The organism is Streptomyces sparsus, assembly GCF_054776295.1.
The window spans coordinates 1-21,310 of the sequence record NZ_BAAHCA010000017.1 but is presented as its reverse complement, the minus strand read 5'-3'; the positions used below and the strand labels follow the sequence as shown (position 1 = coordinate 21,310).

At 70.0% G+C, this 21,310-nt stretch carries 26 protein-coding genes and 1 pseudogene; 12 read left to right on the top strand and 15 right to left on the bottom strand.

All coding sequences use genetic code 11. The features are described 5' to 3' along the window. From ACYVE9_RS02855 to ACYVE9_RS02840, 4 genes are all read left to right on the top strand, one after another. Window positions 1–479 (top strand): BON domain-containing protein (locus ACYVE9_RS02855; RefSeq protein WP_461026089.1); only part of this gene is annotated, 479 nt, incomplete at its 5' end. A gap of 36 nt (window positions 480–515) precedes the next feature. Continuing rightward, window positions 516–968 carry a Crp/Fnr family transcriptional regulator gene (locus tag ACYVE9_RS02850; protein WP_461026091.1) on the top strand — a complete coding sequence of 151 codons (453 nt, stop codon included), beginning with the start codon at window positions 516–518 and terminating at the stop codon, window positions 966–968. A 140-nt stretch (window positions 969–1,108) separates the two neighbouring features. Continuing rightward, a complete protein-coding gene (locus ACYVE9_RS02845; protein WP_461026090.1) occupies window positions 1,109–1,735 on the top strand; it encodes a CBS domain-containing protein in 627 nt (208 codons plus the stop codon). 124 nt (window positions 1,736–1,859) lie between these two features. Further along, window positions 1,860–2,549 carry a response regulator gene (locus ACYVE9_RS02840; protein WP_461026088.1) on the top strand — a complete coding sequence of 230 codons (690 nt, stop codon included), beginning with the start codon at window positions 1,860–1,862 and terminating at the stop codon, window positions 2,547–2,549. 144 nt (window positions 2,550–2,693) lie between these two features. Here the strand turns inward: ACYVE9_RS02840 and ACYVE9_RS02835 are convergent, their stop codons facing one another. Continuing rightward, the gene (locus ACYVE9_RS02835) at window positions 2,694–3,713 is read right to left on the bottom strand and encodes an aldo/keto reductase (protein ID WP_461026087.1); all 1,020 of its coding nucleotides are present in this window, start codon (window positions 3,711–3,713) and stop codon (window positions 2,694–2,696) included. Window positions 3,714–3,865: 152 nt separating this feature from the next. Between ACYVE9_RS02835 and ACYVE9_RS02830 the strand changes: the two genes are divergently transcribed. Beyond that, on the top strand, window positions 3,866–4,456 hold the full coding sequence (locus tag ACYVE9_RS02830; protein WP_461026086.1) for a TetR/AcrR family transcriptional regulator: 591 nt from the start codon (window positions 3,866–3,868) through the stop codon (window positions 4,454–4,456). 344 nt (window positions 4,457–4,800) lie between these two features. Here ACYVE9_RS02830 and ACYVE9_RS02825 read toward each other — a convergent pair whose 3' ends face one another. Beyond that, a complete protein-coding gene (locus ACYVE9_RS02825; RefSeq protein WP_461026085.1) occupies window positions 4,801–6,099 on the bottom strand; it encodes an RICIN domain-containing protein in 1,299 nt (432 codons plus the stop codon). Between the two features lie 535 nt (window positions 6,100–6,634). Next, window positions 6,635–7,666 carry a rod shape-determining protein gene (locus tag ACYVE9_RS02820; protein ID WP_461026084.1) on the bottom strand — a complete coding sequence of 344 codons (1,032 nt, stop codon included), beginning with the start codon at window positions 7,664–7,666 and terminating at the stop codon, window positions 6,635–6,637. On the opposite strand from ACYVE9_RS02820, the gene ACYVE9_RS02815 reads away from it, so the two are divergent. Then, window positions 7,632–8,123, top strand: coding sequence for a sensor histidine kinase (locus ACYVE9_RS02815; protein ID WP_461026083.1), 492 nt, complete (start codon window positions 7,632–7,634; stop codon window positions 8,121–8,123). The two genes, ACYVE9_RS02820 and ACYVE9_RS02815, sit on opposite strands and share 35 nt — an antisense overlap. Window positions 8,124–8,142: 19 nt before the next feature. On the opposite strand, the gene ACYVE9_RS02810 is transcribed toward ACYVE9_RS02815, so the two are convergent. Then, entirely contained in the window at window positions 8,143–8,544 is a 402-nt protein-coding gene (locus ACYVE9_RS02810; RefSeq protein ID WP_461026082.1) for a winged helix-turn-helix transcriptional regulator, read from the bottom strand. 87 nt (window positions 8,545–8,631) lie between these two features. On the opposite strand from ACYVE9_RS02810, the gene ACYVE9_RS02805 reads away from it, so the two are divergent. The 3 genes and pseudogenes from ACYVE9_RS02805 (at window position 8,632) to ACYVE9_RS02795 (ending at window position 9,897) form a co-directional block, all read left to right on the top strand. Next, window positions 8,632–9,450, top strand: a complete 819-nt coding sequence (locus tag ACYVE9_RS02805; protein ID WP_461026081.1) for an SDR family oxidoreductase — start codon at window positions 8,632–8,634, stop codon at window positions 9,448–9,450. A 79-nt stretch (window positions 9,451–9,529) separates the two neighbouring features. After that, window positions 9,530–9,709, top strand: a pseudogene (locus ACYVE9_RS02800) (helix-turn-helix domain-containing protein); the annotation flags it as partial. Between the two features lie 17 nt (window positions 9,710–9,726). Then, window positions 9,727–9,897: a hypothetical protein gene (locus tag ACYVE9_RS02795; protein ID WP_461026080.1), complete on the top strand. Its 171-nt coding sequence runs from the start codon at window positions 9,727–9,729 to the stop codon at window positions 9,895–9,897. A 179-nt stretch (window positions 9,898–10,076) separates the two neighbouring features. Here the strand turns inward: ACYVE9_RS02795 and ACYVE9_RS02790 are convergent, their stop codons facing one another. From ACYVE9_RS02790 to ACYVE9_RS02750, 9 genes are all read right to left on the bottom strand, one after another. Beyond that, entirely contained in the window at window positions 10,077–10,616 is a 540-nt protein-coding gene (locus ACYVE9_RS02790; RefSeq protein WP_461026079.1) for a hypothetical protein, read from the bottom strand. A gap of 252 nt (window positions 10,617–10,868) precedes the next feature. Then, the gene (locus ACYVE9_RS02785; protein ID WP_461026078.1) at window positions 10,869–11,072 is read right to left on the bottom strand and encodes a hypothetical protein; all 204 of its coding nucleotides are present in this window, start codon (window positions 11,070–11,072) and stop codon (window positions 10,869–10,871) included. Continuing rightward, entirely contained in the window at window positions 11,069–11,497 is a 429-nt protein-coding gene (locus ACYVE9_RS02780) for a hypothetical protein (RefSeq protein ID WP_461026077.1), read from the bottom strand. Before ACYVE9_RS02780 ends, ACYVE9_RS02785 begins: the two co-directional genes overlap by 4 nt. A gap of 113 nt (window positions 11,498–11,610) precedes the next feature. Then, a complete protein-coding gene (locus ACYVE9_RS02775; protein ID WP_461026076.1) occupies window positions 11,611–12,018 on the bottom strand; it encodes a hypothetical protein in 408 nt (135 codons plus the stop codon). 170 nt (window positions 12,019–12,188) lie between these two features. Beyond that, entirely contained in the window at window positions 12,189–13,340 is a 1,152-nt protein-coding gene (locus ACYVE9_RS02770; RefSeq protein ID WP_461026075.1) for a methyltransferase domain-containing protein, read from the bottom strand. A gap of 12 nt (window positions 13,341–13,352) precedes the next feature. Continuing rightward, window positions 13,353–14,225, bottom strand: a complete 873-nt coding sequence (locus tag ACYVE9_RS02765) for a radical SAM protein (protein WP_461026074.1) — start codon at window positions 14,223–14,225, stop codon at window positions 13,353–13,355. A 54-nt stretch (window positions 14,226–14,279) separates the two neighbouring features. Next, window positions 14,280–14,741 carry a hypothetical protein gene (locus ACYVE9_RS02760; RefSeq protein ID WP_461026073.1) on the bottom strand — a complete coding sequence of 154 codons (462 nt, stop codon included), beginning with the start codon at window positions 14,739–14,741 and terminating at the stop codon, window positions 14,280–14,282. After that, complete coding sequence (locus tag ACYVE9_RS02755; protein WP_461026072.1) at window positions 14,738–15,007, bottom strand: DUF7848 domain-containing protein; 270 nt, start codon at window positions 15,005–15,007, stop codon at window positions 14,738–14,740. The genes ACYVE9_RS02760 and ACYVE9_RS02755 overlap by 4 nt, the downstream gene beginning before the upstream one ends. 491 nt (window positions 15,008–15,498) lie before the next feature. Beyond that, window positions 15,499–16,734, bottom strand: a complete 1,236-nt coding sequence (locus ACYVE9_RS02750; RefSeq protein WP_461026071.1) for a helix-turn-helix transcriptional regulator — start codon at window positions 16,732–16,734, stop codon at window positions 15,499–15,501. Window positions 16,735–16,965: 231 nt separating this feature from the next. Here ACYVE9_RS02750 and ACYVE9_RS02745 point away from each other — a divergent pair, with 231 nt between their 5' ends. From ACYVE9_RS02745 to ACYVE9_RS02735, 3 genes are all read left to right on the top strand, one after another. Then, on the top strand, window positions 16,966–17,175 hold the full coding sequence (locus ACYVE9_RS02745; RefSeq protein WP_461026070.1) for a DUF397 domain-containing protein: 210 nt from the start codon (window positions 16,966–16,968) through the stop codon (window positions 17,173–17,175). A 59-nt stretch (window positions 17,176–17,234) separates the two neighbouring features. After that, window positions 17,235–18,311, top strand: coding sequence for a transcriptional regulator (locus tag ACYVE9_RS02740; RefSeq protein ID WP_461026069.1), 1,077 nt, complete (start codon window positions 17,235–17,237; stop codon window positions 18,309–18,311). Between the two features lie 164 nt (window positions 18,312–18,475). Then, window positions 18,476–18,682 carry a DUF397 domain-containing protein gene (locus ACYVE9_RS02735; protein ID WP_461026068.1) on the top strand — a complete coding sequence of 69 codons (207 nt, stop codon included), beginning with the start codon at window positions 18,476–18,478 and terminating at the stop codon, window positions 18,680–18,682. Window positions 18,683–18,868: 186 nt separating this feature from the next. On the opposite strand, the gene ACYVE9_RS02730 is transcribed toward ACYVE9_RS02735, so the two are convergent. Both ACYVE9_RS02730 and ACYVE9_RS02725 read right to left on the bottom strand, forming a co-directional pair. Further along, a complete protein-coding gene (locus ACYVE9_RS02730) occupies window positions 18,869–20,701 on the bottom strand; it encodes a S8 family peptidase (RefSeq protein WP_461026067.1) in 1,833 nt (610 codons plus the stop codon). 273 nt (window positions 20,702–20,974) lie between these two features. Further along, window positions 20,975–21,310: response regulator transcription factor (locus ACYVE9_RS02725; RefSeq protein ID WP_461026066.1), on the bottom strand; the 336-nt coding region annotated here is incomplete at its 5' end.

Genomic DNA, 21,310 nt, shown 5'->3' with positions numbered 1-21,310 from the left:
CCGCGGCCAGGTCGCGGGCCCGCACCGCGGGGGAGCTGATGACGTCCCCGGCGATCACGGTCGGCCCGCGGGCGAGCGTGGTGGCCGCGGCACGGTTGATGGCCGCCCGTGGCGTGGAGCGGTTGCCGGTGATCGACGAGGAGGGCCGGCTGGCCGGCATCGTCACCCGCCGCGACCTGCTGGGCGTGTTCCTGCGGTCCGACGAGGAGATCCGCCGCGAGGTCATCAACGAGGTACTGGTGCACGCCCTGTGGCTGCCCCCGCAGCACCTGCGGGTGGACGTCGGGAACGGTGTGGTCACGCTGACCGGCACGCTTCCGCGACGCAGTGAGATCCGGGTCGCGGAGCGGCTGACCGAGCGGGTGGACGGCGTGGTCTCCGTCGTCGCGGACCTCGGCTACGAGGAGGACGACTCGCACCTCCAGCCGAGCGAACGCGCCCTGCACGGCATCGCGGAGGAATGGATCAGGAAGCTGTGAGGAGCCCGAAGTGAGGAGGAGGCAGCCATGCGCACCATGAAGGGCTTCTTCGGAGCCCTGCCGCCCGGACACCGCGACGAACTGCGCGGCCTGGGCCGCGAGGTCACCTTCGCGGCGGGCACCCGGCTCTTCGACGAGGGCCGCCGGGCGGACCGCTTCTGGGTCCTGCACTCCGGCTCGGTGGCACTGGACATGCACGTGCCCGGCCGCCGTCCGATGGTCGTGGAGAACCTGGGCCACGGCGAACTGCTCGGCTGGTCTTGGCTGTTCGAGCCCTATGCCTGGCATTTGGGCGCCGAGGCCGTGAGCCCGGTGCGGGCCCACGAGTACGACGCCGAGGCCGTCCGCCGGCTGTGCCGGGAGGACCTCGAACTGGGTCAGTCGCTCACTCTCGCGGTGGCCGAGGTCATCGCCCACCGGCTGCATCGCGCCCGCAGCCGTCTGCTCGACGTCTACGGTCCCTACGCCTCCCCGAGGAGCCCGTCGTGAAGGACAACCCGCCCAGCACCGGACCCGTCCCGGCCACCACCGGCCGCCCGCTCACGGACACCGACCCCGGCGCGGTCGCCACTCCCGGCGCTGTCGCCCTGCCGCGTACCGACAACACCCCGCACACCGTCGGCGACGTGATGACCCGCACGGTCATCGGCGTCGGCCGGGAAGCGCCGTTCAAGGACATCGTGCGCACCCTGGAGCAGTGGGGGGTCAGCGCCCTGCCCGTCCTGGAGGGCGACAGCGTGGTGGTCGGTGTGGTGTCAGAGGCCGACCTGTTGGCCAAGGAGCAGTTCCACGACCACACCCCGTCCCGCATGGAGGAGACGCGGGTGATGCGGCAGCTGGTGAAGGCGTCCGGGGTGACCGCCGGTGAGCTGATGACGGCACCCGCCGTCACCGTGCACGCCTCGGCGCCGCTGTCCCTGGCCGCCCGCACGATGGCGGTCTACCGCATCAAGCGGCTGCCCGTCACCGACGGCGAGGGGCGGCTCGAAGGCATCGTCAGCCGCAGCGACCTGCTCAAGGTGTTCCTCCGCGACGACGAGGAGATCGCGGAGGAGGTCAGGTCCGAGGTGGCCGAGCTGCTCTTCCCCACGCGGGACGTCACCGTCTCGGTCCAGGACGGTGTGGTCACGCTGGACGGCGAGATCGGTGACACGATGATGATCCCGGTCGCCGCCCGCCTGGCGAAGGCGGTCGAGGGCGTCGTGGACGTCGACATGCGCCTGCACGGCGAACCCCGCCGCCCGGTGATCGACTGACCCGCGCCGGACACGGGACCGCAGACCCGTCCACGCCGACGGGGAGCACGGGTCGGGCGAGGGGGTCGGGCAGGGCCGTTCGGCCCCTTTGACCGGAGGCTCACGCTGCGTGATTCTGGGGCGTATGAACGATGCCGCTCCGGTGACGCCCATCAGGGTCTTCCTGCTCGACGACCACGAGGTCGTCCGCCGGGGACTCTCCGACCTGCTCGACAGCGAGCCCGACCTCTCGGTGGTCGGTGACGCCGGCACGGCCCGCGAGGCCCTCGTCCGGGCTCCGGCGTTGCGTCCGCACGTGGCGGTGCTCGACGTGCGTCTCGGCGGCGCCGGTGACACGGGCGACCAGGAGGGCATCGAGGTGTGCCGTGAGCTGCGGGCCCGCATGCCCGAGCTGGCCTGCCTGATGCTGACCTCCTTCGACGACGACGAGGCGCTGTTCGACGCGATCATGGCCGGCGCCTCGGGTTACGTGCTGAAGCAGATCAAGGGCTCGGACCTGGTCTCGGCGATCCGCACGGTCGCGAGCGGCCAGTCCATGCTGGACCCGGGCGCCACCGCGCGTGTGATGGCCCGCCTGCGCGGTCCGGAGAAGAGCGACACGCCGCCCGAGCTGGCCCGGCTCTCCCCCCGGGAGCGCGAGATCCTGGAGCTCATCGGTGACGGCCTGACGAACCGGCAGATCGCCGAGCGGCTGTTCCTCGCCGAGAAGACGGTGAAGAACCGCATCTCGGCGATCCTCTCCAAGCTCGGGGTGGCGCGCCGCGTACAGGCCGCCGTCATCGCCGAGCGCATCCGCGAACGCGACCGGGGCTGATCCGGGGCCGGTCTTGTCCCGGAGCCGCGCTCTCAGCTGCCGGTCCTGTCGTGGCGTGCTTCCTCAGCGGAGTGTGCTACCGCCATCCACCGCCGCGGCTTCGGGATGTCGCACACGGGGATGTGGAGGCTGCCGCCGGGACGATCAGCGTCGCCGCAGTGACGGGTCGAGCAGCGCGGGCGGAGTGTCGTTCTTCTCGTGTGCGGCGAGATCGGTGCCGGGGGCGACGATGCCGTCGATCGCGTCGAGTACGTCGGCGGAGAGCGTGACGTCTGCGGCGGCGAGCTGCGAGTGCAGGTGGTCCAGCGTGCGAGGGCCGACGAGGGCGCTGGTCACGCCGGGGTGAGCGGTCACGAAGCCGAGTGCGAGCTGGATCATCGTCAGGCCGGCCTCGTCGGCGACCTCGGCCAGTTGCTCGACGGCGTCGAGCCTGGCCCGGTTGGAGGGGATGGTGGTGTCGAAGCGCTGCGGCATGAAGGTCGAGCGGCTGGTGGTGATCTCACGGCCCTCGCGGATCGCGCCCGACAGCCAGCCCGAGGCCAGCGGGCTCCAAGCCAGCACTCCGAGCCCGTACTGCTCGGTCACGGGCAGGACGTGGGTCTCGATGCCGCGTTGCAGGATCGAGTAGCTGGGCTGTTCGGTGACGTAACGGCTCAGGCGATGTTCGCGGGCGGCCCACTGGGCTTGCACGATGCGGTAGGCCGGGAAGGTCGAGGAGCCGAAGTAGCGGATCTTTCCCGCGCGTTGCAGGTCGGTCAACGCCGACAGGGTCTCCTCGTCGCTGGTGTTCGGGTCCCACCGGTGGATCTGGTAGAGGTCGACGTGGTCGACGTCGAGCCGACGCAGGCTGTCCTCCAGCGCGGTGACCAGCCAGCGGCGCGAACTGCCCTGGCGGTTGCGCTCGTCGCCCATCGGCATGGTCGCCTTCGTGGCCAGCACGATGTCGTCGCGGCGCCCGGCGATGGCCTTGCCGAGCATCGCCTCCGACTCGCCGCCGCTGTACACGTCGGCGGTGTCGATCAGGTTGATCCCCGCTTCCAGGGCGGCGTCGACGAGGGTGGTGACCTCGTCCTGGGTGGTGCGCCCGATCTTTCCGAAGTTCATCGCGCCGAGCGCGAGGGTACTGACCTGCACGCCGGTGCGGCCCAAGGTGCGGTACTGCATGTCTGTGTCTCCTGATGAGGGGTGAAGCGCGGTGCGTTGCATGGCTTGGTTACCGGGCCCTGCTCTGACATCATGAGCAAAACGGAACCTCGTTCCGGAACGATACGGAACATCGTTCCGTTTTTGCAAGCGCCGAGTGGAGGGAGTGTGCGGTGAGCGACGGCGACGAGCGCGCAGGACAGGTGGCCCCGTCCGGGCGGAAGGACGCCCGACGTAACAAGGAAGCCCTGCTCGATGCGGCCGCCACGGTCTTCGTCACGTCAGGTGTGGACGCGCCGGTGCGCGACATCGCGGCCAAGGCCGGCGTCGGGCTGGGCACGATCTACCGCCACTTCCCGACGCGAGCCGACCTGATCATCGGCGTCTACCGGCACCAGGTCGACGCCTGCGCCGATGCCGGTCCGACCCTGCTGGCGACCGGCTCCCCGTACCCGGCCCTGGGGCAGTGGATCGACCTCTTCGTCGATTTCCTGGTGACCAAGCACGGACTCGCCGCCGTGCTCCAGGCCGACAACGCCGACTTCGAGGCGCTGCACGCCTACTTCCTCGACCGCCTCCTCCCCGTCTGCACCGAACTGCTCGAAGCCGCAGCCGGCGCCGGCGAGATCCGCCCCGACATCGACGCGTACCAGCTGATGCGCGGCGTCGGTAACCTCTGCATCGGCGCGGAGAGCGATCCCCGCTACGACGCACGCCGCATGGCCGGACTCCTCGTCGCGGGGCTACGCCGATCACACCCCTGAGCTCGGCGACCTCGCGCGTGCGGCGCTCCGAAGAGGCCGCGCGGTCGCCGACCCGGATCGACCGCTCCCCTCGGCCGCTTCGACACCACCGAGGAAGCCGCCGCCTCGGCCCTCTTCCTGATGGCCAACAGCTACGTCACCGGCCGGATCAAGGCCCAGGACTCCGGCACGACACGGCACGGCACGGCATGGCCCGGCTCAGCCGCGGGCGGGGCGGCAGGACTACGACGCACCCACCTCGTCGAGGAGTGGCCCAAAAACACCTCGGCGCACCCGGTGTTCGGCCGGCCCGGTGGTCAGCGGGTCGGTCGTTCACCAGGTGCGCCGGTCTCGACGTCAGCCCGTCAGCCGGGGGTGTTCCACTTCTGGTTGGCCGCTCCCGTGCAGGTCCACAGTTGCAGCCGGGTGCCGTTCGCCGAGTTGTTGCCCGTGACGTCCAGGCACTTGTCGGCCGCCGGGTTGACGATGTCCCGGGCGCCGCTGACGGCCCACTGCTGGTTGGGCCGACCGTTGCAGTCCCACAGTTGCATGGTGGTGCCGTTCGCCGTGCCGTTGGCGGTGGCGTCGAGGCACTTGCCGAGGGCGCGCAGCGTGCCGTCCGAGGCACGGGTCCACTGCTGGGCGGCGGTGCCGTTGCAGTCGTAGAGCTGCACCGGCGTGCCGTTGGCGGTGTTGGCCCCGGCGACGTCCACGCACTTGCCGGCGAGCCCGCTGATCTGCCCGGTGGCGCCGGGGCTGTCGGAGGTGGTCACCCGCACGTGGTCGACGACCAGTTGCTGCGGGAACTGCGTGCTGCCGTCCGGGTCGCCCGGCCAGTAGCCGCCGACGGCGAGGTTCATGATGAGGAAGAACTCCTTGTTGAACACCCACTGCCGGCCGCCGAGGTCGGCGGGGGTGCGGGTCTGGTAGACGTGCCCGTCCACCGACCAGCTGATCCGGTCCGGCGACCAGTCGATGGCGAAGGTGTGGAAGCCGTCGGCGAACGCCTGCCCGTTCGGCAGGGTGTAGCCGGCGCCGATGCCGCCCTCACCGGAGTAGCCGGGCCCGTGCAGCGTGCCGTGCACGGTGCCGGGCTCGAAGCCGACGTTCTCCATGATGTCGATCTCGCCGGTGGCCGGCCAGCCGACGTCACCGAAGTCGTCGCCGAGCATCCAGAACGCGGGCCACATGCCCTGCCCCCTGGGCACCTTCATGCGGGTCTCCACGTGCCCGTACTTGGCGGCGAACTTGCCCGCGGTGTTCAGCCGGGCCGAGGTGTACTCGCAACGCCCGTACCAGCACTGGTAGTTGTTGGGGTTCTCGCGCTTGGCGGTGATGACGAGCTGACCCTGCCCGTTGAGCGCGGCGTTGTTGTTGCCCGAGGTGTAGTACTGGCGCTCGTGGTTGTTGACGTTGTCGCCGGTCTCCAGCTGCCACTTCCGGCCGTCGACGGCCGAGCCGGCCGGGCCGTCGAAGTTGTCCTCGAAGGTCACCGCGGCGGCGGAGGGACCGGCGGATTCCGGGGCGGCGGCGGGGGCGGTCTCCGGGCCGGTGTCACCGGCGGCGGGTGTGGTGCCCGCCAGCGTGAGCGACAGGGCGGCGGCCAGTACGGAGGAAAGCAGAGCCGACGAGCGCAGACGGCTTCGGGTACGTCGTGGGGACATGCGGCACCTCTGAATGCGGTGGGGTCGCGGTGGGGGGTGACCTGTGCGGCGGACCTGCCCCGCGCCGAACCGGAGACAGTGGAATCCGACCCGGGCGGAGCTGGTCCGTACCTGTGAAGCACTGCGAGTGAATCGTTTTGAAGAGAACCCGTCAAGGCTTGCGTACAGACCCGGTACGGCCACAACTCCTGAACGCGAAGCCCGAATGAGAGCGCGACCAGCCTCAGCGGAGACGGTCACGTCGTGAAGTCCTGAACTCTGGCGAGGAGTTGGCGGCACCCGCGGCCACCTCCAGCACCGCTGCCGAGCGCCCGCGCCGGACCGGGCCGGAGCGAAGCTGTTCCCGGTCACTCCTCTGCGGGCAAGGCGGGCATAGGTGACGCATGGGACGCGGACGCCCACTACGCCGCCCAGCCCGACCGCCCGCGACGCGGGCACCTACGCACCCGGGCACCTACGCACCTGGGCCCCTACGCACGCGGGTGCCCGCCGCCCCGGGAGCCGGACGGCGGACGCCTGCGGGACGGTCCGGGGGTCAGCGGGCCAGCCGGTCCAGGTGGCGGGGGGCGACGCGGCCCTCGATGAGGGCGGCGAGGCCGTTGATCGAGGCGACGGCCGGATCCGGGGCGACCTGGACCGGCATCGTCGTCGCCTGCCGCAACCGCTCGTCCAGGCCGGGCAGCAGGGCGCTGCCGCCGGCCAGCATGATGCCGCGGTCGGCCAGGTCGGCGACCAGGTCGGGCGGGCATCGGTGCAGCACGTTGCGGATCGCGTCCACCAGGCTCGTCACCGGTGCCTGCATCACGTCCCGCACCTCCTGCGGGTCCACCTGCACGGTGCGGGCCAGCCCGGTCGCCACGTCCCGGCCGTGCACGACGGTGCTGACCGAGCCGGACAGTCCGATCGCGGCCACGTCCCGGTGCAGTGCCCGGATCGACAGCGTCGGCAGCGTCAACTCGTGGCGGCTTCGCAGGTGCTGCACGATCGCCTGGTCGATCGTCTCGCCGCCCACCGGCACCCTCGCGGCGGCCACGATGGATCCCAGCGACATCACCGCCACCTCGGTCGACGTGGCGCCGCACAGCATCACCATCGTCGCCTCGGGCCGCTCCACGGGCAGTTCGCAGCCGACGCCCGCCGCGAGCAGCGCGTCCACCAGCTCGACCCGGCGGGCGCCCAGACCGCCCATCGTCTCCGCCACCGCCTGCCGGGCCAGCGGGTCCGCGTCGTGGGGCACGCACGCCACCGCCCGCAGTCTCGGATTGCGCCGCCATGCCCGGTGGACCTTCTCGCCGACCAGCGCCCGCAGCATGCGCTGTGCCATGTGGGTGTCGATCACCGTGCCGTTCGCGATCGGCCGCACCACGCGGATGTGGGCGGGGGTGCGGCCGGCCATGCGCTCGGCGGGCGCACCGACGGCGATGAGCGCCCCGGACCGCAGGTTCACGGCGACGATCGACGGCTCGTCGACCACCAGGCCGCCCTGCTTCAGGTAGATCCGACTGCGGGCGGCCCCCAGATCGACGGCGACTGTGCAGCGGCGCACCTGCTCATGGCTGAAGGTCACAGTGGTCTCCCCGGAGAGCGTGGCGGAACATTCCCCTCATCGTGGGGTGACCGGCCCGAACGTGCCCCTCGGACTGCTCCGGACGGGCGGCACGGGCACGCGACCGGGGGAGGTGCTGCGCAACGTGGTCGGCAATGCCGTCCAGCACACCCCGCCGGGAAGCCGGGTCACGGTGGACGTGCGTCGGCAGGACGGGGACGTGGTGATCCGCGTCGCGGACGACGGGCCGGGCATCGCGCCGGAAGACGTTCCCAGGGTCTTCGACCGCTTTTGGCGGGCGGAGGCGAGCCGCAGCCGCGCGCACGGGGGATCGGGCCTGGGGCTGGCGATCGTCGACAGCATCGTCCGTGCCCACGGCGGCCAGGTGACTGCCGAGTCCGCGCCTGGCGAGGGCACGAGCATCGTCATCCGGCTGCCCGCGCCCGGTGGCAGCGTCCCGGATCCGATCGGCCCCTGACCGCGACGGCCCGCGTGGGCTACCGCTGGGCGCCCGCGAGCTCCTGCTCAGGTTCGGCGTCGGGGCGGTCAGCGTGGTTCTGGATCCAGTCGAGCATGGTGGCGAGCTGGCCGCCCAGGCCCTTGCCGAACGCTGTCAGGCCGTAGGTGACCTTGGGCGGCGTGGTGGGTTCGACCTTGCGCCAGACCAGACCGTCCTGCGCCAGGTTCCGCAGGGTCTGCGACACCATCTTCTCGCTGACGCCCTCGATGCGGTCGCGCAGTTCGGAGAACCGGAGCGGTCCATCGGCCAGCCGGATCAGCACCCATACGCCCCAGCGGCTCGTGACATGGTCGAGCACCTCGCGAGCGGGGCATTCAGTGTGGAATACGTCACGTCCCCCGGTGGCGTCCGATTCCGGTGCCTGAATTCCGATGCTCATGTGCGGACCTTACCTCAAGGTAGGTGCTTTCCAGAAGTAAGCCGAATTCTTAGGGTCGGTGCGTACCTGAAACCGAGAGGAACCCCCATGATCGTTGTCACCGGATCCACCGGCAATATCGGCCGCCCGCTCGTCGAGACGCTCGCGGCGGCCGGAGAGTCGGTCACTGCCGTCTCCCGCCACGCCGTCGAGCTCCCGCAGGGTGTTCGCCACGTCACCGGAGACCTTGCCGACCCGCGCAGCCTGGAGCCCGCGTTCCAGGGTGCGGACCGCCTGTTCCTCATGGTCCCGGACCCGGCGCTGCCGGTCGCCGAGATCGTCAAGACCGCCCGCGCCGCCGGGATCGAGCGCATCGTGCTCCTGTCCTCCCAGCGGGCCCAGACCCGGGACGACGACCCGTTCCTGAAGGGTCTGGAGCAGACCGTGACGGAGGCGTTTCCCGGGTGGACAGTGCTGCGACCGGGCGGGTTCGCCTCCAACGCGCTCCTGTGGTCCGAGGCGATCCGTAGCAGCAGGACGGTCCGGTCACCGTTCGCCGACGTGGCGCTCCCGCCAATCGACCCGGCCGACATCGCCGCAGTGGCCGTGGCGGCCCTGCGTGCGGACACCCACCTTGGGCGGTACTACACGCTGAACGGACCCGAGGCTCTGACGCCGCGTGAGCAGACCGCCGTGATCGCGAACGCGCTCGGCGAGCAGGTCGAGTTCATCGAACAGACCCGTGAGGAGGCATTTGCGCAGCTGTCGCAGATCTGGCCGCCGGCGGTCGTCGAGAAGACCCTCGACGCACTGGGCACGCCCACGCTGGAGGAGCGCACCCCCTCGTCGGACACCGAGCTCGCCCTCGGCCGCCCCCCGCACACCTTCGCCGGCTGGGTCGCCCGCAACATCGACGCCTTCCGCTAGCCCCGTCGCCACGGTCGGCGGCCGGCCGCCGACCGGGGCCACGCCCCGAGGTCCGTCCGGGACGTCCGGACGAGCGTTCGTGCGAGGTCGACGTGCGGTACGGGAACTACCACGTTCACCGGCTCGAGAACCTCCGGGCCGCCGCATCCTGGCGGCCGCCGAGCAACTGTTCTACGACCGCGGCATCACGGCGGTGGGCGTGGACCTGATCGCCGAGCAGTCGGGCGTGACCAAGCGGACCCTGTGCAACCAGTTCGGCTGGCGGGGGAAGTGCTGGTGAGGTTCAGCGCGGTCGCGCTGAACCTCACGCTCGTCGGGGACGGTCGCGTCCAGATCGGCTACGGCGACGGTGTGGGCGGGGAGAACCTGCGGAGCCAGGGCGCGTCGGCGACGGTGGGCATTGAGAACCTGGGCGGCGCCCGGGCGAGCCAGCACTCCTACAACTAGGGCCGGGCTAGGGAGCCCAGAGCGTCATGAGGCTGGAAACCGTCCTCCTCGCGTATGCGCACCACGTGCGCCAAAGGAGACCCCATCGGGGCGGCGTTCCTGCGCGCGGCACTCTCACCTCACCGAGACCCCTCGGACCACGATGTCCGTATCCACTACGCGGTGACCTCCACGCCGTCTCACTCCCCGCTCAGTTCGTCCAGGACCTCGCTGTAGTAGCGGCGCCGCTGGCTCAGTGTCTGGGCGACCTCCTCGTCCGTGACCTGGGAGATCTTCCCGAGGTGCTCCAAAAGGTTCTCCCGCTGGGGATGGTCGGAGTCTTTGACGTACTCCGTGGTGATGGACACTCCGGCGGTGAGCAGCAGGTGGTGGGGAAGGCCGCACCAGGTGTCGAAGCTCCGGCAGACGGCTTCCCAGAGGAGCCAGACGTCATCGAGGCGGCGTTCTTCGGCGATCAGCAGGGCGGCGAGTTCGATGCTGTGGCTGAATCCCCAGGAGTGCCCATGCCACCGTGTCTCCTGAAGCAGTAGGAACCGCGCGAAGTTCCCGTCTTCCTGGCAAGGGTCGCGGATCAGGGCTTCGAGAACCTGCTGCCTGTCCTCCCAGCGGGCGTCCACGGGCAGCCCGTCCTCAGTGTGCTGCCCGTCGAACTCCAGAAGCTCCCATCGCTCGGGGTCCCCGCGCCACCAGGCCAGGTCGGGTATCGCGCGACGGCTCATTGGCGTGGCTTCCGTTCGGAGGGGGCGACATCGTTGCATGTGCGCGGGCAGCGTCGACAGAGGCGACCCAATGTGCTGGCCTTGGGCCGTTTGCGGGCCACTTGGCGCTTCGGTGCCTGAATCAGAATCAGTTGGACGATGCCGATGTGGTCGGCCGTGGTGATACTGCCTGCGTTGCTGACGACGCCCGGTACCGGGGCGCCCGAGTCGCTGGGTGCCCCGGCCGCAGGTCGCGTCGGCTGTCCGTGGGGGCTATGCGATCTGGTCCAGTTCTCCGGGGGTGGGGCCGGGCGTCAGGCCCGGCGCGTGGAGGGGGCAGGCGTGGAGGGTGGTTCCGGGGCCGCTGGCGCTGGGAATCCACCGGACGGGGATGGGTGCGTTGGTGAGCTTGCGGCAGGTGACGCAGCGGGCGGCGTGCACGGTGGGGAGCGGGTTGACCAGTCCTTCGACGTTCACGCGGGCACCCCGGCGGTGGCGAAGGCGGAGCGGGTGAACGGGGCTCCGGGGTAGGTGTAGGGGTAGTCGACGCCCAGGGTGGCGAGTTCGGCGGCCCGCCGCCGCTCCTGGACGACGCCCAACTCCCTTGCGGTGTCCGCGAGCACGTAGGGCCGGACGAGCACCACGTCCTCTCCCCGCAGCGGGGCGCGCAGCGCCCGGACGTGTGCGGGGGTCGGCGTGAGCCACGGCGTGGGGCCGGACCTCGGCGCGGTCCTGGACTTCGGTGCGGTCCTGGACCTCGGCGTGGGCGTGGACCACGAATCGGTGGGGGCGGGCTCGGGGCTCGGGGCGGGCACGGTGGCGGGGGTGGCGCCGTGGCGTCCACGGGCGGGCAGCGCCATTCGCAGGACCCACACCAGGGCACGGGCGATAACATCACGCATAAGTCGTTCAGCTCCTCGAAAGCTGTTCGGTGGAGCCCCGGCGGACCGGTCCTAAGCGGTCCGTCGGGGCGTTCGGTTGTGGTACTCCGCAGGGTTCTGCGGAGCCAGGGTGGTCAGTGCGGCTTCCTGGTGAGCCGGTCGAGCCATCCCGCGTTCTCGGCGAGGACCTTTCGGCGCAGCGCTTCGGTCGCGGGGTCGTGGACGTTCCACGAGTGGTCGCGGGCGTGGTCCCGGTAGAGCGTGCAGACCTCGTCCGACGGGCAGTTGGTCCCGCACCAGGGCAGGGACGCGAACCGTACGGACCCGTCCACGTTCCAGCGCGCCCACAGGGCGTGTGTCGGCTGATGCCCCCAGTCCCACACGTGGTCGGCGTGGTCGCCCTCGTGCCAGAGCCCGAGTTCGCAGCGAAGGGGCTCCGACGCTCCGGGCAGCTCGGCGGAAGAGACGCTTCCTTGTCCGGCGAGGATCGCAACGAGCAGGTCCAGGGCCGTGACCTCGGCGGTGGCAGTGCACTGACGCATGGGGAGTTCCTCGGATGGGGAGCGGGGAGGCGCCCCCTGTGCCACGGGGGCAGGTGGCACGCGGATGGGACGAAGGCGGCGACCTCTCACCGCTTCGTGAGGGCGCGGCGCCCCGGCGGATGACGTGCGGGGCGGGAGATGGGACCGGAGCGCGTGCGCTCGGGCAGGTGTCACCGCTCGCCCAGGGACGCGTGCCACGCACCGCGTGACAGGTGCACCACGCCGTCGGGGGTGATGCGCACATGTGCGCCGTACAGCGGCAGCGCGCCTTCGGTGTTCAGCCGGTTGCGGATGCGTTCAAGGGCATCCCACAGCCGTTGCGGGCCGCTCTGGTGCACCTCCGGCGGGTCGGTCCACACGGCGGACGCCCGCGCCCAGGACCCGTCCGGGTGGAACATGTAGGCGGTGCGGGTCCGCCCGTGCGTGACAAATGCGTGCTCTACGCCAGGTGTGGTCACTTCCAGCATGGATCGCAGTTCCCACGCGTTCGCCACGTCCACCACGGGGTAGCGGCCGGTGCTGGTATCGGCCCCGGTTTCCTCGCGGGCGACGGCGAACACCTCGGCGAGGGCAGGCGGGTAGTCGTTGCCGGACCGGGTGCGCATGAACCCCGCCCACTCCCGTTCCACCCGCCCCACCACGTCCCCGTTTCGGTCCTTCCACCCGGTCACGATCATGGACGTACGGGCAAGAGTGGTGACGATCCGTCCGCCAGGTCTCAGCGCACCAAGCACAGCTCGGAGCCCCGGGCCACCGGGTAGTGCCACCGTGGACACGATGCGGTCGTACGAGCCGGGCACATGATCGGTGGCGTCCGCCGTGACCATGTGCGGGTGGTAGCCCATGGCCGCGAGCCGTCCCCCCGCCACGCCGACCAGGTAGGGGTCCACGTCGAGACTGGTCACGTCGTGGTCCCCGAGCCGGTGACAGGCGTATGCGGTCAGCCCGCCGGCTCCGGTGCCCAAGTCCAGCAGCGACAGACCCTCACCGAGTCGCCCGAGCCGCAGCATCCGCACGACCAGGCTCGGCAGCGTGGCGGACGAGGTCGGAAGTCCGTCGGGTTGGTCTCCCGGATCGGCGTGGTCGGCGTGCAACGGCCCCACTCGGGTAACGAGGGACCTGTCCGCGTAGGCGGCTTCCGCCCAGGCATCCGGACAGCTCGGGCCATCACGCAGCACCCAGCGGCCCGAGTCGTCTGCTTCCCACCACCGAGGGACCAGCTCGTGGCGAGCCACCTGCGCAACGGGGGCAAGCCACCGTGAATCCGGGTCGGTGACTTGCCCGGCAAGCCGTTCGGCGTGTTTCTCCCAGTTTGCGGTCATGCGCCACTCCTTTCAGTACGAGGGACCGCATGCTTCGGTCTCAGCGGGTGAGCAGTCGCCGCCGTCCAGATTCGGGTTGCAGTCCGCGCCGACGAGGCGTGGCGGGATCTGCGCGGCGAGATCAGCCCATGCCTTCCCACCGAGCAGTTCGCCGAGGCGGGTTTCCCGTACGTTGCCCGCCGGGAAATCACGCGAGAGCACGCAGCCGGCGAGATCCCCGTTCGGGAGGACGGCGGCACGTCCACGGGTGCACCGGCCGCACATCTCGTCCAGCGTCGGGGTTTGCTCCGGAAGGGCGGCGCGACCGACGGCCCGCGCCCGGTCGATCGTGACGCGGGTGACGCCCATGGCCTCCAACTCGGCGCGGGCTTCGGCCACGTGCTGCCCCGGTAGGACCTCCACGAGCCCGGCGCGCACGGTCGCGCCCCTGTTGACGGCTTCCCGGATGTGCTGCCGGGTCCGGCTGTAACTGCCCGCGCGCCCGGTGATCCTGTCGTGTTCCTCGGGGTCGTTGCTGTAGTAGCTCGTCGCAAGGGTCACGCCGTCGCGGGTGAGCAGATCCCACCAGCCGGGGGCGACGTGGAAGAGGTTGCTGTAGACCTCCACGCCCATCCCGAGCGAGAGTGCCAGCTCTGCGAACTCCCGCCAATGCGGGTGGACGGTCGGCTCACCCCCGATCAGCTGGACCGACCGGACGCCGAGCGCCGCCGCGTCAGTGATCAACCCGCGCCAGTCCGCAGGCGTCATGGTGCCGTGCGTCGCCTGCGGTCCGGACTCGGACAGGCAGTGCGTGCACGTGAGCTGACACCTGCCGGTGATCTCCAACTCCAGCGAAGTCACGCCGAGGGGCGGGGGGACGGAGGGCAGTTCAAGAAGCGTGGTCACAGCGGTTGTTCCCTTCGTTGACGATCGGTGGGGCCTACGGGATCGGTCGGTCGGCTACGGGGAGCGCGGCCAGTAGCCGAAGCGGCGGCGGGGTGCCGGCTCGGGTGACGGCGAGGGGGGCTTGTCGGTGGGCAGCAGGACCGGCAGGACGGACAGGGTGTACGTGCAGTCCGCGTCCGAGAACGTGGCGGACAACAGCCGACCGGACCTGATGTGCCGCCGCGCCTCTCGTTGCCCGCCCTGGTCGGCGGCCCACACTCGGAGTCCGGTGGGGCAGTCGGGAAGGGGCACGGACGGCAGGCGCATGAACGGCCGCACCCATGCGGAGTGCTGCGGGTCCGGGTCGAGCCGGTCGGCGATACGCAGCGCCTCGGCGCGCAGCCACCGCAGGGCGAGGACCGGCGAAATCGTCCGGAAGGTGCCCAGGACGTACGGCACGGTCTCACCCGTGCCGTACACGAGTCCCTCGGCGCGCACCTCGCACCGGTAGTCAGCCGGTTCCGTCGTACCGTTCATGACGAGCGTGCTCGCCACATCACCCACGGCCGTTCGATCACCTCGGCGTAGCTGGTGTGCTCGGGGTTGCCCCGCAGGTGCTCGAACGTCCACGCCTGAGCGTCGAGCGGGTCCGTGTGCGTGTCCGACTCCGCACCGCACTCCGTGTCGTCGTCCTTGAGGGACAGACAGCGGAACCGGTGCGTCAGCGGCGGAGCGTCGTCGTCCTGGTCGGGCCGAAGGGTCCAGTTGACGAACCGGAACACCCGACGGGTCGCGGTGGTCACAGCAGCTCACCCCGGCTCCGGGCGTTGGCACGCGCGATACCGGCACGCAGGCGCTGCGCGGCCGTCGCGGGCTGCACGTCGTCCGGATTGGCGGGCCATTCCTTCCCACCGCCCATGGGCCTCAGCGACCACTGTCCGTACCGCTCGCCGCGGAATTCGCCGAGCTGGTCCCGTGCAGTGTCAACAACCAGAGCGCCCACAGCGGGGGCCGCGTTCATTTCGACGCTCCAGGCTCCCGCGGGGCGCTCGGCGTCGGTGTGGTCGGCCCGTGGTGGGCGGCGCTTGCGGCAGACCACTCTCCCGCAGATGCGTCGTACAAGTTGCGGCGCCGTTGCCGCTCGGCGGGGGTACGGTCCATGGCCTGGGCTCCCGTGGTTTCGGGGTAGGGGAATAGACCATGAACGTAAGGGCGTGACGGTCACTCAAACCACTGAAGAAACGCAGTAGTTCGCGCTGGGTAGTCAACTAACTACTGCGAAACGCAGCAGGTCTCAGAAAACCCCCAGGTAGGAAGCCATATCGCGCATCTCCGCTGTGAGAGTCCGCTTGCGGGACTTGAGGACGTCGGTCATGACGTACCGGGCCAGCGGCTGGTGACGGAGCCATGCACCGTTGCTCTCGCGGAGTCCCCACAGCTCGGCCATGGCGTCCTGGTGAGATCCCAACGACACGTGAGCCTGTGCCACGTCAAGTCGGTGGCGGCCCCAGTTCGGTGCGGTCGGCTTCCCCAGAGTCTTCAGCGCCTTTCCTCCCAGCACCCCTTCGTCCGCCCGTCGGAGCACTCCGCGCGCATCTCCGTCAAGCGCGAGGTCTTCAACGGCTTTCATCTCGGCGGTGATAGGCCCGAACCCACCCCAGTGATGCGGAAAGCTGTTGCGCTCCTGAGCCAGTGCGCTCGCAGCCGTGCCCGCCATACGTCGAGCGATCGCGGCGTCGTCGGGCCTGTTGTTGCGCACCGTCGCGGAAGCGACCCGTAGCCACAGCTCACCCCATACAGCGAGCTCAGAAGGCTTCGCCGACGACATCCGTGGTTCCATCGCTTCGGCGGTCTGTAGGGCGAGCACTTCGCTCTCATCGAACCTGTCTTGCCGCAGCAACAACCAGCACATGCCGACGATGCCCGTCCCAGCGGTCAGCTGCTGCCCTGTCTCCCGCGCGAGTCGGATGGACTCCGCGAGGGCGTGGTAAGCCAAGTCGTACTGCCTCACCTGAGTGAGGTACTTCCCAGCGAGCAGCAGTGAGTACGTACGCACCTTGGCTGCTTCTTGCTTGTCCTGGTCACCCTCGGCGTTTGCGGCGGCGGCTTCGGTCGCCTTCAGCAGTGCAGGGAGTTGCCGCGCTACGGAGTCGTACCGGTCGGCCCAGTACAGCGCATGTACGTCTTCAATGCGCTGATGCAGATCAGCAACGTCCCCGGTCTCCCCAGCCAGGATCACCGGCGCTTCCAGCCCTACGGGAGGCATCAGGGCCTTGCGGAGTTCGACCAGGTTGCGGTGTGACGCTTCGTCCCCGACCACGGGGGCTGGCGAGTCCGCAACGAACAGTTCGGCCGTGGTCACCTGTAGGCCACGCGCAACCATGTGCAGGGTGTCCGTGCGGACGTCGCCCCCCTGCTCGATCTTCCGAACGGTCTGGATCGCTACTCCGGCTTCTTCCGCTAGGCGTTCCTGACTCCACCCGTTGCGGCGACGGTGCTTCTTGACGTTCTTCGCCAGTTCTGTCGTCATCGTCGGCCCCTTCCGCTCTCTGCAACGGTACGCCCGCAGGGGCCTCCCGTACTGATACCCGCGCACCTTTCGCCACAACGTGCGGGGCGGAGCTGGTGGGCGCCGTGGTGGCCGATCCTGGAACTTCGCGGGGTGATGCCCAAGCTCACGGTCTACCATCAACTACAGGGCGAATCCCTGCCTGCAGGCAGCGTCCGTGGCCAAGATCAACCGGTTGCGAAGGGGCACCCCGTGACGACCGAATCCCCTCGTTGGTTCAAGTCCTCGTACAGCTCGAACGGCGGCAACTGCGTTGAGGTCGCCGCCAACTTTGCCGTCACGCGCGGCGTCGTTCCTGTCCGCGACTCCAAGGTCCCGGGCGGTCCGGTGCTGGCGTTCCCGGTCGATGGGTTCTCGTCGTTCGTGGCGGGCCTCCGGACCGGAGACTTCGGCACCGTCTGACCGACCCGATCCAGTGCCCCTCCCTGCTGAGCACGGTGGGGGCGTCCTGCCTCCGGGAGGTGGCGCCGCGCACCACGGTTGACGGGATCATCGATCTTGGGAGGATGGACATGGACCCTTCCCGCCGTAGCGTGCTCAGCGTTGGCCTGTTCTCCGTCGCGCTGACAATCCCCGATTGGCCGGACGTGGTGGGCCGCATGGAAGCCGTGCAGAAGGGTGCTCGAACCCGCCTCGGCTCGTCTGATGTGCGCACGGTCTCAGCCATGACGGAACAGCTCTCGTCGATGGACGACCAGTTCGGAGGTCGGACCGCCCGCCCGCTTGCCGCAGCCTTCCTGGTGAACACCGTTGCCCCGTTCCTACGGATGGACGGCCCGGAGGACGTGCGCAAAGCGATGATGTCCGCGGCTTCTGATCTCTGCTACCTCACCGGGTACATGGCTGTGGACGAGGGGTTGCACGGGCTCGCACAGCGCTACTACGTGAAGGCCCTGGAGCTTGCGGGGGCGTCGGAAGATCACCTGACGTACTGCACGACGCTCCGGGGCATGAGCGTGCAAGCGGTGGACCTTCAGCAAGGACCGATCGCTGTGCGGCTCGCGAATGCTGCGGCGGCTTCCTCCCCGCAGGCCGGTCCGCGGATGCGTGCCTTCCTCTCCGGCCAGCAGGCACATGCAGCCGCACAGGTCGGTGACCGACGCTCTGCGCTCATGTACTTGCAGGAAGCCGAAGTCGCCATGGACAAGGCAGAGTCTCGCGGGAAGGTGTTCGGCTCCTATGACCCCGCGTCCCTCAACTACCACACCAGCCAGGTGCGGTTCGAAATGGGAGATGTCCACGGAGCTGTTGCTGCCATGCAGGAAGCGGATCGGCTTCGGCACAGCATCTATCGGCGTACGCGCGTCAAGGAACGGGCGATCCGCGCCGAGCGGCAACTGGCGGTGGGGCATCTTGAAGCCGCGTGCCAGTCATGGGGGCTCGCATTGGACGATTACCCCTTGGTGAACTCCGGGCGGATCGACAAACGGATGACGGACATGTTCAACCTCATTCGTCCCCACGTCCGGAACCATGACGCGCAAACCCTGTGGGAGCGCGCACGCGAGACCGTCCGACCCGAACTGGTCCCGGTATGACGAGAACCCCGTCCCGGTTCCGGTTGACGAGCCGAACGGGACGCTCCGGGCTGTTCGTGCGCCATGCAGGAGCGGCGCCCGTTCAACTCTCCCGCTTTACCTGCTCACAATGGCCGGGCAGCATCCGTGGCCGTGCTCGAACAATGACGAAGGGGCACCCCGTGATGGCCGAAGTCCCCCGATGGTTCAAGTCCTCGTACAGCTCGAACGGCGGCGCCTGCGTTGAGGTCGCCGTCAACCTCGCCGCCTCGCGCGGCATCGTCCCGGTCCGTGACTCCAAGGACGCGAACGGCCCGGTACTGGCTTTCCCCGCCGACACATTCTCCTCCTTCGTCGCGCGCGTCCGGGGCGGAGGGTTCGGCACCTCCTGACCAGCCGGTAAGGGCACTGACGCGGAACCGGCGGACTCCTCCGCTGCCCGCGGTCGGCGTGGGAGACGGTCACCCCCCTGCCATCTGCCCATCGCGCGCGGGAAGAACGGGCGGAGGCCGCAGCCCGGGTGGGCTGCGGCCTCCTGGGTCGCTACGCGGTCAGGTGCGCAGGCCCTGTGGGGGATCTCAGAAGGTCAGGCCCCAGGAGTCGATGTAGCCGGTGTCGTTGGGGTAGGTGTCGCGTACCCACAGCTGCCAGGTGCCGTTGGCCGCGACGCCGGAGGCGTTCACGGTGAACGTCTGCGTGATGTTGTCGGCGCTGTCGGTCTGGCTCAGGTTCTTCAGGGTGAAGTCGGTGCCGTCCGGCGCTTCGAGGACGACGACCAGGTCACCCCGGAAGGTGTGCTTGATGTCGACGGGGACCTTCAGCTGGGCCGGGCCGTTGCCGGACCGTCCGGTGACGTTGATGTCCGACGCGACCCAGCCGCCGTTGTCCGGGATGTTGACGTTGTCGGAGTTGGTGAACACGCCCTCACCCGGGTCGGGGTCCGGGCCCGGGTCGGTGCCGCCGGTGATCGCGGCGATCGTCTTGGACGCGTCGGCCAGTCCGGCTCCGCAGCCGCCGGAGCAGTAGCCGGGCAGGGTACGGGCGTTCTCGCGGATCGCGGTGGAGATCTGGCCGGGGGTGATCCCGCTCTTGGCCTCGTACATCAGGGCGGCGAGGCCGGCGATGTGCGGGGCGGCCATGCTGGTGCCCTGGTAGGCGCTGTAGGTCTCGCTGCCGACGCTGCGGGTGCCGGTGTTCAGCGTGGACCAGATGCCGTTGGCGGAACCCGACGTCGTCTCACCGCCGGGCGCGGTCACCTCGATGGTGCTGCCGTAGTTGGAGTAGGCGGCCCGGTTGCCCTCACGGTCGGAGGCGGCGACGGTGATGACGTTGCTGCAACTGGCCGGGTTGAAGTTGGCCGCGTTGAGGTTGTCGTTGCCGGCCGCGACGACGACGGTGGTGCCGCGGTTCACGGCGCCGTTGACGGCGCTCTGGGTGCCCGCGTCGCAGGCGCCGGGACCGCCGAGGCTCATGTTGATGACGTCGGCCGGGTTCGGGTTGGACGGCACGCCCGAGACGGAACCGCCGGAGGCCCAGGTGATGGCGTCGATGATGTCCGCGGTCGTGCCGCCGCACTTGCCGAGCACCCGGACGGGCTGGACGGTCGCGTCGTGGGCGATGCCGGCGATGCCCTTGCCGTTGCCCGTGGCGGCGGCGATGGTCCCGGCGACGTGCGTGCCGTGCCAGGAGTTGTTGGTGTCGCGGGGCGGAACGGGCTGGCCGTTGCGGTCCGTGCCGCACTCGCCGCGGTTCATCCAGTCCCCGGGGTCGGCCGGGTTGCTGTCACGGCCGCCGCCGTCCTGGGCCATCCACGGGTCGGAGATGAAGTCGTAGCCCGCGATCGTGTTCGCGGCCAGGTCGGAGTGGGCGACGTAGCCGGTGTCGATGACGGCGACCTTGACGCCCTCACCGGTCGCCTTGTCCCAGGCGCCGGGGACCCTCATCCCGGCGGTCGACTCGAACAGGTCCCACTGGCGGTCGTAGTAGGAGTCGTTCGGGTCGGCCATCGCGTACATGCGGCGGTCCGGGACGGCGTAGGCGACGTCGGAGTCCGCACGGAAGGTGTCGACGACCTCGTTGAGGGAGTCCTCGTTCAGTTCGCCGCCGAGGTCGACCAGGGCGGCGCCGGTGCCGAGGCGGCGGTCGAAGTCGAGCGACTCGCCGGCCTTCTTGCCCTTGGCCTTCGCGTCCTTGGAGGCGGCGTTGTTGGACTTCGCCTCGGCCGCACGGGACTTGTAGCCGACGATCAGGCGTTCCACGGGCGCGTCGGCGAGGCCGTCGGCCTCGACGGCGGTGCTCCGCGGGGCGGGGGCAGATGCGGGGGCTGCGGCCGAGACGGTGACGCCTGAGGCGATGAGAGCGCCGGTCGTCACCGCCAGCAGGGATATGCGCACCGGTTTGAAACCGTTCATGGGGGGCCTTTCCAACAGATTCTGCTGACCTGCGCATGACAATGGAGCCGGTATCGGTCCCTCGTGTGTACAGGTCAGGACGTGGTCGACGGTGTTCCGCAGAGCGGTGTGCCTGTACCGCCGACGGGCTGGTGGCAGGAATCTAGGTCCCGGGCCCCGGCGGACCTATCCGGGCCGTCCTCCGCACGTACACGCAACTTATTCCGGACGTTCGGCCGCCCCACTCAATTTATTCACCCCCGGCCCGGCAGTCTTCGCCGCAGGTCCGGGGGCTCAGGGCCCGACCAAGGCGGTACGGGAGGCCGTACCGGCCTTCTGCATGGCGCGGGCGATGTGCTGCTCGACCGTCCGGTGCGACAGGTGCAGGATGGCGGCGATCTCCCGGTTGGTGAGCCCGGCCGCCGCCAGTTCACCGACCTCACGCTCACGTGGGGAGAGCTGGTCCCCGTACGAGGGGCGGCCTCGTGGGCGTCGCTCCTCGACGGGTTGGTGGGTCCGCAGCTCGGCCCGGACGCGGGCCGCGTCCCAGGCGGCGCCGAGTTCCGTGTACGCCTGCGCGCAGGCGGCCAGTTCGGCCGGCCCCTGCGTGCTGGCACCGTCGGCCCCGGC

What these genes read in the sequence shown, in the direction of transcription:
- ACYVE9_RS02850 (WP_461026091.1), top strand. Translation starts at nt 516, where the DNA reads ATGAAGGGCTTCTTCGGAGCCCTGCCGCCCGGACACCGCGACGAACTG.
- ACYVE9_RS02845 (WP_461026090.1), top strand. Translation starts at nt 1,109, where the DNA reads ATGACCCGCACGGTCATCGGCGTCGGCCGGGAAGCGCCGTTCAAGGAC.
- ACYVE9_RS02840 (WP_461026088.1), top strand. Translation starts at nt 1,860, where the DNA reads ATGAACGATGCCGCTCCGGTGACGCCCATCAGGGTCTTCCTGCTCGAC.
- ACYVE9_RS02835 (WP_461026087.1), bottom strand. Translation starts at nt 3,713, where the DNA reads ATGCAGTACCGCACCTTGGGCCGCACCGGCGTGCAGGTCAGTACCCTC.
- ACYVE9_RS02825 (WP_461026085.1), bottom strand. Translation starts at nt 6,099, where the DNA reads ATGTCCCCACGACGTACCCGAAGCCGTCTGCGCTCGTCGGCTCTGCTT.
- ACYVE9_RS02810 (WP_461026082.1), bottom strand. Translation starts at nt 8,544, where the DNA reads ATGAGCATCGGAATTCAGGCACCGGAATCGGACGCCACCGGGGGACGT.
- ACYVE9_RS02805 (WP_461026081.1), top strand. Translation starts at nt 8,632, where the DNA reads ATGATCGTTGTCACCGGATCCACCGGCAATATCGGCCGCCCGCTCGTC.
- ACYVE9_RS02790 (WP_461026079.1), bottom strand. Translation starts at nt 10,616, where the DNA reads ATGAGCCGTCGCGCGATACCCGACCTGGCCTGGTGGCGCGGGGACCCC.
- ACYVE9_RS02780 (WP_461026077.1), bottom strand. Translation starts at nt 11,497, where the DNA reads ATGCGTGATGTTATCGCCCGTGCCCTGGTGTGGGTCCTGCGAATGGCG.
- ACYVE9_RS02775 (WP_461026076.1), bottom strand. Translation starts at nt 12,018, where the DNA reads ATGCGTCAGTGCACTGCCACCGCCGAGGTCACGGCCCTGGACCTGCTC.
- ACYVE9_RS02770 (WP_461026075.1), bottom strand. Translation starts at nt 13,340, where the DNA reads ATGACCGCAAACTGGGAGAAACACGCCGAACGGCTTGCCGGGCAAGTC.
- ACYVE9_RS02760 (WP_461026073.1), bottom strand. Translation starts at nt 14,741, where the DNA reads ATGAACGGTACGACGGAACCGGCTGACTACCGGTGCGAGGTGCGCGCC.
- ACYVE9_RS02750 (WP_461026071.1), bottom strand. Translation starts at nt 16,734, where the DNA reads ATGACGACAGAACTGGCGAAGAACGTCAAGAAGCACCGTCGCCGCAAC.
- ACYVE9_RS02735 (WP_461026068.1), top strand. Translation starts at nt 18,476, where the DNA reads ATGGCCGAAGTCCCCCGATGGTTCAAGTCCTCGTACAGCTCGAACGGC.
- ACYVE9_RS02730 (WP_461026067.1), bottom strand. Translation starts at nt 20,701, where the DNA reads ATGAACGGTTTCAAACCGGTGCGCATATCCCTGCTGGCGGTGACGACC.